7 protein-coding genes are annotated in these 8,803 nt (G+C 62.2%); all 7 read left to right on the forward strand.

Annotated elements, in window-relative coordinates:
* The coding region (gene rpoC, locus ACEQXV_RS17535; protein WP_370270242.1) for a DNA-directed RNA polymerase subunit beta' at positions 1 to 3,136 on the forward strand (3,136 nt) is incomplete at its 5' end.
* A gap of 135 nt (positions 3,137 to 3,271) precedes the next feature.
* A complete protein-coding gene (locus ACEQXV_RS17540; RefSeq protein ID WP_370270243.1) occupies positions 3,272 to 4,126 on the forward strand; it encodes a glycosyltransferase in 855 nt (284 codons plus the stop codon).
* The gene (locus tag ACEQXV_RS17545; protein WP_370270244.1) at positions 4,123 to 5,067 is read left to right on the forward strand and encodes a DMT family transporter; all 945 of its coding nucleotides are present in this window, start codon (positions 4,123 to 4,125) and stop codon (positions 5,065 to 5,067) included. The genes ACEQXV_RS17540 and ACEQXV_RS17545 overlap by 4 nt, the downstream gene beginning before the upstream one ends.
* A gap of 96 nt (positions 5,068 to 5,163) precedes the next feature.
* Positions 5,164 to 5,781 carry an isoprenylcysteine carboxylmethyltransferase family protein gene (locus tag ACEQXV_RS17550; RefSeq protein WP_370251272.1) on the forward strand — a complete coding sequence of 206 codons (618 nt, stop codon included), beginning with the start codon at positions 5,164 to 5,166 and terminating at the stop codon, positions 5,779 to 5,781.
* Between the two features lie 268 nt (positions 5,782 to 6,049).
* Positions 6,050 to 6,421, forward strand: coding sequence for a 30S ribosomal protein S12 (gene rpsL / locus ACEQXV_RS17555; RefSeq protein WP_071673925.1), 372 nt, complete (start codon positions 6,050 to 6,052; stop codon positions 6,419 to 6,421).
* A 12-nt stretch (positions 6,422 to 6,433) separates the two neighbouring features.
* Positions 6,434 to 6,904 (forward strand): 30S ribosomal protein S7, encoded by a 471-nt coding sequence (gene rpsG / locus ACEQXV_RS17560; protein ID WP_370251273.1) that lies wholly within the window; start codon positions 6,434 to 6,436, stop codon positions 6,902 to 6,904.
* A gap of 64 nt (positions 6,905 to 6,968) precedes the next feature.
* Positions 6,969 to 8,803 (forward strand): elongation factor G (gene fusA, locus ACEQXV_RS17565; protein WP_370270246.1); only part of this gene is annotated, 1,835 nt, incomplete at its 3' end.

Consider the following 8,803-nt stretch of genomic DNA (forward strand, 5'->3'; position numbering starts at 1 on the left):
CGTGACCGGCCCGGAACTCAAGCTGCACCAGTGCGGCCTGCCCAAGAAGATGGCGCTCGAACTGTTCAAGCCCTTCATCTACTCGCGGCTGGAGGCCAAGGGCCTGTCCTCGACCGTGAAGCAGGCGAAGAAGCTGGTCGAGAAAGAGCGCCCCGAAGTGTGGGACATCCTCGACGAGGTGATCCGAGAGCATCCGGTTCTGCTGAACCGCGCGCCCACGCTGCACCGTCTTGGCATCCAGGCGTTCGAGCCCGTGCTGATCGAAGGCAAGGCGATCCAGCTGCACCCGCTGGTCTGTTCGGCCTTCAATGCGGACTTCGACGGCGACCAGATGGCCGTGCACGTGCCGCTGAGCCTTGAGGCACAGCTGGAAGCGCGCGTTCTGATGATGTCGACGAACAACGTTCTGTCGCCCGCCAACGGCGCACCGATCATCGTTCCTTCGCAGGACATGGTTCTTGGCCTGTATTACCTGACGCTGGAGCGCCAGGGCATGCAGGGCGAAGGCATGGTCTTTGCCGATATCGACGAAGTTCAGCACGCGCTGGACGCAGGCGAACTGCACCTGCACGCAAAGATCACGGCGCGCATCAAGCAGATCGACGAAGAAGGCAACGAGGTTCTCAAGCGCTACGAGACCACGCCGGGCCGTCTCAAGCTCGGTTCGCTTCTGCCGCTCAACGCCAAGGCCCCCTTCGAGCTGGTCAACCGCCTTCTCAAGAAGGGCGAAGTGCAGCAGGTCATCGACACCGTCTACCGCTACTGCGGGCAGAAAGAGTCGGTCATCTTCTGTGACCAGATCATGGGCATGGGCTTCCGCGAAGCATTCAAGGCAGGCATCTCGTTCGGCAAAGACGACATGGTGATCCCCGACAGCAAGTGGGAGATCGTCGATGACGTGCGCGAGCAGGTCAAAGGCTTCGAACAGCAGTACATGGACGGCCTGATTACCCAGGGCGAAAAGTACAACAAGGTGATCGACGCCTGGTCGAAGTGTAACGACCAGGTGACCCAGGCCATGATGGACACCATCTCGGCCACCCGCCTGGACGAAAACGGCGCCGAAATGGAACCGAACTCGGTTTACATGATGGCTCACTCCAAGGCGCGTGGCTCGGTCACGCAGATGAAGCAGCTCGGCGGGATGCGCGGCCTGATGGCCAAGCCCTCGGGCGAGATCATCGAGACCCCGATCATCTCGAACTTCAAGGAAGGCCTGACCGTGTTGGAGTACTTCAACTCCACCCACGGTGCCCGTAAGGGTCTGTCGGATACGGCACTGAAGACGGCGAACTCCGGCTACCTGACCCGCCGCCTGGTGGACGTGGCGCAGGACTGCATCGTGCGCATGCAGGATTGCGGCACCTCGAACACGATCACGGCAGAAGCCGCGACCCGCGACGGTGAAGTCGTGTCGTCTCTGGCCGAGCGCATCCTTGGCCGGACCTCCGGCGAGGACGTTGTCGTTCCGGGCACCGACGAGGTGATCCTTGCGGAAGGCGAGCTCATCGACGAACGCAAGGCCGATGCAGTGGAAGCTGCCGGCATCCAGTCGATGCGCATCCGTTCGCCGTTGACCTGTGAAGCCGAAGAAGGCGTCTGCGCCGCTTGCTACGGTCGCGACCTGGCACGCGGCACCCGCGTGAACGTGGGCGAAGCCGTGGGCATCATCGCGGCTCAGTCGATCGGTGAACCGGGCACGCAGCTGACGATGCGGACCTTCCACATCGGCGGCGTGGCCCAGGGTGGCCAGCAATCCTTCCAGGAAGCGGCACAGTCCGGCAAGATCGAGTTCCGCAACCCCAACCTGCTGACCAATTCGGCAGGCGAGCAGATCGTCATGGGCCGGAACATGCAGATCGCGATCGTCGACGATCAGGGTGCCGAACGCGCGGCCTACAAGCCGGGCTACGGTTCCAAGATCCACGTCGAGGAAGGCGCGTCGGTCGAGCGTGGCCAGCGCCTGTTCGAATGGGACCCCTTCACCCTGCCGATCATCGCCGAGAAGTCCGGTACCGTGAAGTTCGTTGACCTGATCAGCGGCATCTCGGTGCGTGACGAGACCGACGATGCGACCGGTATGACCCAGAAGATCGTATCCGACTGGCGCTCGGCCCCCAAAGGCAACGAGCTCAAGCCGGAAATTCTGGTTCTGGGCGACGATGGTGAGCCGATCCGCAACGATGCGGGCAACCCGGTGACCTATCCGATGTCCGTGGACGCGATCCTGTCGATCGAGGACGGTCAGAAGATCGAGGCCGGTGAAGTCGTCGCGCGTATCCCGCGTGAAGGCGCCAAGACCAAGGACATCACCGGCGGTCTGCCGCGGGTGGCGGAACTGTTCGAAGCCCGTCGTCCGAAGGATCACGCAATCATCGCCGAAATCGATGGCTACGTGAAATTCGGCCGCGACTTCAAGAACAAGCGCCGTATCTCGATTGTTCCGGGCGACGACAGCCTGGAGCCGGTCGAATACATGGTGCCCAAGGGCAAGCACATCCCGGTGGCCGAGGGCGATTTCGTCCAGAAGGGCGACTACATCATGGATGGCAACCCCGCGCCGCATGACATCCTGCGGATCATGGGTATCGAGGCGCTGGCCGACTACCTGATCGACGAGGTTCAGGACGTCTATCGTCTGCAGGGCGTGAAGATCAACGACAAGCACATCGAGGTGATCGTTCGCCAGATGCTGCAAAAGTGGGAGATCCTCGACTCGGGCGAGACCACGCTGCTGAAAGGCGAAAACGTGGACAAGGCGGAGTTCGACGAAGCCAACGAGAAGGCGATTGCCAAGGGCGGTCGTCCGGCAACCGGTGAGCCGATCCTTCTGGGGATCACCAAGGCAAGCCTGCAGACCCGGTCCTTCATCTCGGCGGCGTCCTTCCAGGAAACCACCCGCGTGCTGACCGAGGCCTCGGTTCAGGGCAAGCGCGACAAGCTGGTGGGCCTGAAGGAAAACGTCATCGTCGGCCGTCTGATCCCGGCGGGCACCGGTGGGGCCACGCAGCGCGTGCGCCGCATCGCCCAGGATCGCGACATGAAGGTGATCGAGGAAGCCCGGGCCGAGGCGGAAGCCGCGGCGGCCCTGGCAGCCCCGGAGGCCCCGGAAGACGGGTTCGCCGCCGAGGAATAATCCTCGCCCCTCTGCATCACACCAAACTCCCGGCGACCAGTTCGCCGGGGGTTTTCTTTTCGGGGCAGGGGATTCACAGGCTGCGGGCTTTGCCCTAGGCTGTTGCCGTGAGTGGTACGGGCAGGGGCCAGGGGCGTGGCAGTCAGGAACCAGATCGTCGGCGTATGCCGCTTCAGCTACCTTGGCGAAGGCGGGTTCGAGGCATCGAAGCTCGACCAGGATAGGCTGGCCGACATGCTCTATGACCAGTCGCGAATGAACCGGCGTTTCGCCTTCTTCGAGAAACTGTGCCTGCCGTCTCTGGCAGCCCAGACAGACGGGGACTTTCGTCTCGTGGTGCTGATTGGCAGTTCAATGCCCATGCGCTTTCGCAAGCGGCTGAAGAGCCTGGCGGAGCAATACGGGTTCTTGCAGATCTGCGCCCTGGAACCTCTCGGTCCCCTCAACGCGACGCGGCGCGCCTTTCGGCGCGGACTGGACGACGGGGCGGATTTCGTCACCGGGTTCCGGATCGACGATGATGATGCCGTGGCCGTCGACTATATCGAAAAGACCCGCGTTGTGGCCGATCGCCTGATCTCGCTTGGCTGGACCGGTGAGGACAACCCCGCCGTGGTGGCCTTTCATCGGGGCATTTACTGGGATCTGAATGATCGAGAGCAGCCGTTTCACGATTTTCACGAGATCGGTCCGCTTGGCCTGGCCAGCGCGATGATCACCCGACCGGACGCGCAATCCAACATCTTTCGCTGGAACCATCGCCGTCTGGCGGCCCATGTGCGGCTCTGGTCCGATCCGACGGACATGATGTTCCTGCGCACCCTGCATCAGCACAATGACTCCGGCCGCAGCATCCCGCCGGGGGCCGAACCGATTGGCAAGCCGAGGGCCAGAACGTTGCTGGCCGAACGTTTCGGACTTGACCCCGAGGAGGTCCTTCCGCTCATGTGGCGAAAATTCAGGGCCGATACGGACGACGCCGGGGCATGATCCTCTCACCAAATCTGAAAGGCGCGCTGCTGATGATGGGCAGCATGGCGGCTTTCACCTTCAACGACGCCTGCGTCAAGTTGGTGGCGGGAGACCTGCCGCTCTTTCAGATCGTCTTTCTTCGGGGAGTCCTGACCACGCTGGCGATCTCTGCCCTGGCCTACACCATGGGGCTTCGCAGCCTGCGCATTCCCGCCGCGGACCGCTGGAAGGTGGTCGGGCGCACGGTGGCCGAGATCGCCTCGATGGTGGCCTTCCTCGTGGCCTTGGTGAACATGCCGCTGGCGAATGTCACCTCGATCCTTGCCGCTTTGCCGCTCACCGTCACGCTGGCGGGTGCGCTGGTGCTGCGCGAACCCGTTGGCTGGCGGCGCCTGGCGGCGATCCTGGTGGGCTTTGCAGGGGTGCTGCTGATCGTGAAGCCGGGCACCGAAGGGTTCAACGCCTATTCGCTTGTCGCCGTTCTGGCCGTCTGCCTTGTCACGGCGCGCGACCTTTTTACCCGTCAGTTTTCGTCCGAGGTTCCCTCGATGGCGGTGGCAGTCATCACGGCGGCAACCGTCGGCGCTTTCGGCGGCCTCCTCATGCTGTGGCAAGGGTGGGAGCCGGTGACGCCCCGCGCGGCGGGGTTGGTTGCGGGGGCGGCCCTTTTCATCATCGGCGGGTATCTGTTCTCGATCATGGTCATGCGCGTCGGCGAAATCGGCTTTGTCGCCCCCTTCCGCTATACCGCCCTGATATGGGCCTTGCTTCTGGGGTGGTTCGTCTTTGGTGACTGGCCGCTGCCATCGACCCTGGCGGGCAGTGCCATCGTCGTGGCAACCGGGGTGTTCACCTTGATCCGGGAACGCCAGGTGGCCCGCAGAAAGGCCAGAAACCCCGCATCGCCCACGGCAACGGCCGTAGCCGCGGCGCCCACGATCGGTGCACGTGAAAGGTAGCGGGCTGCCTCTTTCGGATGTCAGTCAATTCACCGCATTCCGGGGCAGGGCAACGGGCGTTAGGGCGAAGCTCTGGCCCAGTGTAAGGAGTCCAAGATGGACCAAGCGCGCAGCACCCCCGTCAACCAGAAGATGCGGATCTACATTCTCCGCGCCGTATTCATCCTGATCCTTCCCCTGATCCTGTTCGTTCAGCCGAAATTCGCGATCGGCACGTTCGAGCACGAGGTGGTTGAAGCCATCGGTATCCTGTTTCTTCTGGCAGGTGTTTTCGGGCGCTTCTGGTCGATCCTTTACGTCGGCGCGGTCAAGAACCAGACGGTGATGACCGATGGTCCCTATTCAATGACACGCAACCCGCTCTATGTCTTTTCTACAATCGCGATGACCGGGATCGGCCTGATGCTTGGCGCAGCGTTCTTCGCGATCCTGATCGGCGGGGCGACATTTGCCATTCTCTACGTAACGGCGAAGAAGGAAGCGGGGTTCCTTCTGCACGAATTCGGGGACGACTACCGTGCCTACGCAGAACGCGTGCCTTTCTTCTGGCCGAACCCCCGGCTTTATCGCACGGCTGCCGATGTCAGCTTCAACGCGCGGTCGTTGCGCAACAACCTCTTTGATGCGCTTGGATTCCTGGTGGCAATCCCGATTGTCGAGCTGATCGACCAGTTTAAATCGGCCTATGGCTGGAGCCTGTTTTCGGTCTTCTGATCCCGAGTGCCCGCAGCCGTCGGGGCGGCTGTTGACACCCCATCCGATTCCCCCTATACCGCGCGCCACTTGGCCTAGGTGTGTCTATGCGCATGGGGGGCCGGGTAAACAGAATTGAGTGGTCATGATCCGGGCCGTTTTGTGTGCCCCGATCCTCTGAGAATTCCACCGCTGTGTCCTCCAGGTAGGTAAGGGGCACATGCGGTATTGGTGTTTTCGCGTTCGCGAAAGCGCCTGATGACATGAACGAGCAAACCGGGGAGACCCTATGCCGACGATCCAACAGCTGATCCGCAAGCCGCGGCAGCCCAAAGTGAAGCGCTCCAAGTCCCAGCACCTGGAGTCCTGCCCTCAGAAGCGTGGTGTATGCACCCGCGTTTACACCACCACTCCGAAGAAGCCGAACTCGGCAATGCGGAAAGTGGCCAAGGTCCGTCTGACCAATGGCTACGAGGTGATCAGCTACATCCCCGGTGAAAGCCACAACCTTCAGGAGCACTCTGTTGTCCTGATCCGTGGCGGCCGTGTGAAAGACCTTCCCGGCGTCCGTTATCACATCCTCCGCGGCGTGCTCGACACCCAGGGTGTCAAGGACCGCCGTCAGCGCCGCTCGAAATACGGCGCGAAGCGCCCCAAGTAAGAGGATAAACAGATGTCCCGTCGCCACGCCGCTGAGAAGCGCCAAGTTCTGCCCGACGCCAAATTCGGCGATACGGTGCTGACCAAGTTCATGAACAACCTGATGATCGACGGCAAGAAGTCGGTCGCAGAACGCATCGTCTACAACGCGCTTGATCGCGTCGAGACCCGCCTCAAGCGCGCCCCCGTGGAAGTCTTCCACGAAGCGCTCGACAACGTGAAACCCGCTGTCGAAGTTCGTTCCCGCCGCGTTGGTGGTGCCACCTACCAGGTGCCCGTCGAGGTTCGCCCCGAACGCCGCGAAGCGCTCGCCATCCGCTGGCTGATCGCCGCATCGCGTGCCCGCAACGAGAACACGATGGAAGAGCGCCTGGCCGGTGAGCTGGTCGACGCCGTCAACGGTCGCGGGACCGCCGTCAAGAAGCGGGAAGACACCCACAAGATGGCCGATGCCAACAAGGCCTTCAGCCACTACCGCTGGTAAGCAATCGCGTCGGGGGAATTCTCCCCCGGCGGTTTTCTCTTTCTACGCCTAAGGACCCAAACCCATGGCACGCGAATATCCGCTCGACCGTTACCGGAACTTCGGGATCATGGCCCACATCGACGCGGGCAAGACCACCTGTTCCGAACGCATTCTCTACTACACCGGCAAGTCCCATAACATCGGCGAAGTCCACGACGGCGCCGCAACCATGGACTGGATGGAGCAGGAGCAGGAACGCGGCATCACCATTACCTCGGCTGCGACCACCACCTTCTGGGAACGCACCGAAGATGGCGCTACCGCCGACACGCCTAAGCACCGCCTGAACATCATCGACACCCCCGGCCACGTGGACTTCACCATCGAGGTGGAACGCTCCCTGGCCGTGCTCGACGGCGCTGTCTGCGTTCTCGACGCCAATGCCGGCGTTGAGCCCCAGACCGAAACCGTCTGGCGCCAGGCCGACCGCTACAAGGTTCCGCGCATCGTGTTCGTCAACAAGATGGACAAGATCGGTGCCGACTACTTCAACTGCGTTCGCATGATCGAAGACCGCACCGGCGCCCGCGCCGTGCCCGTCGCGATCCCGATCGGCGCAGAGAACGAACTGGAAGGCCTCATCGACCTGGTCACCATGAAAGAGTGGCTGTGGAAGGGTGAAGACCTGGGTGCATCGTGGGTTCAGGAAGACATCCGCGACGAGCTCAAGGACATGGCCGATGAATGGCGCGGCAAGATGGTCGAAGCGGCCGTCGAAGAAGATGACGACGCCATGATGATGTACCTCGAAGGCGAAGAGCCCGACGTGGACACCCTGCGCAGCCTGCTGCGCAAGGGCACCCTGGCACTGCATTTCGTGCCCGTCCTGGGCGGTTCGGCCTTCAAGAACAAGGGCGTGCAGCCCCTGCTCAACGCCGTGATCGACTACCTGCCGAGCCCGCTCGACGTGGTCGACTACATGGGCTTCAAGCCCGGCGACGAGGAAGAAACCCGCAACATCGCCCGCCGTGCAGACGACAACATGCCGTTCGCTGGCCTGGCGTTCAAGATCATGAACGACCCGTTCGTGGGCTCGCTGACCTTCACCCGCATCTACTCGGGCGTGATGAAGAAGGGCGACTCGATCCTGAACTCCACCAAGGGCAAGCGCGAGCGCATCGGCCGCATGATGATGATGCACTCGAACAACCGCGAGGAAATCGAGGAAGCCTTCGCAGGCGACATCATCGCGCTGGCGGGTCTGAAGGACACCACCACCGGTGACACGCTCTGCGACGCGAAGGAACCTGTGGTTCTCGAAACCATGACCTTCCCCGATCCGGTTATCGAAATCGCCGTCGAGCCCAAGACCAAGGGCGACCAGGAAAAGATGTCGGCTGGCCTGGCCCGCCTGGCAGCAGAAGACCCCTCCTTCCGCGTCGAGACCGACCTCGAGTCCGGTCAGACCATCATGAAGGGCATGGGCGAACTTCACCTGGACATCCTGGTTGACCGTCTCAAGCGTGAATTCAAGGTGGAAGCCAATATCGGTGCGCCCCAGGTGGCCTACCGGGAAACCATCTCGATGCCGATCTCGCACACCTACACCCACAAGAAGCAGTCGGGTGGTTCGGGTCAGTACGCAGAAGTCAAGCTGGAGATCACTCCGACCGAAGCAGGCGAAGGCTACTCCTTCGAATCCCGCATCGTCGGTGGTGCCGTTCCGAAGGAATACATCCCCGGCGTCGAAAAGGGCATCCAGTCGGTCATGGACTCCGGTCCGCTGGCAGGCTTCCCGGTGATCGACTTCAAGGTTGCGCTGATCGACGGTAAGTTCCACGACGTGGACTCCTCGGTTCTCGCCTTCGAAATCGCCTCGCGCATGTGTATGCGGGAAGGTCTTCGCAAGGCCGGCGC

Origin of the sequence: Nioella sp. (assembly GCF_964229645.1) — a bacterium.
In the GTDB taxonomy this organism is placed as follows: Bacteria; Pseudomonadota; Alphaproteobacteria; order Rhodobacterales; family Rhodobacteraceae; genus Nioella.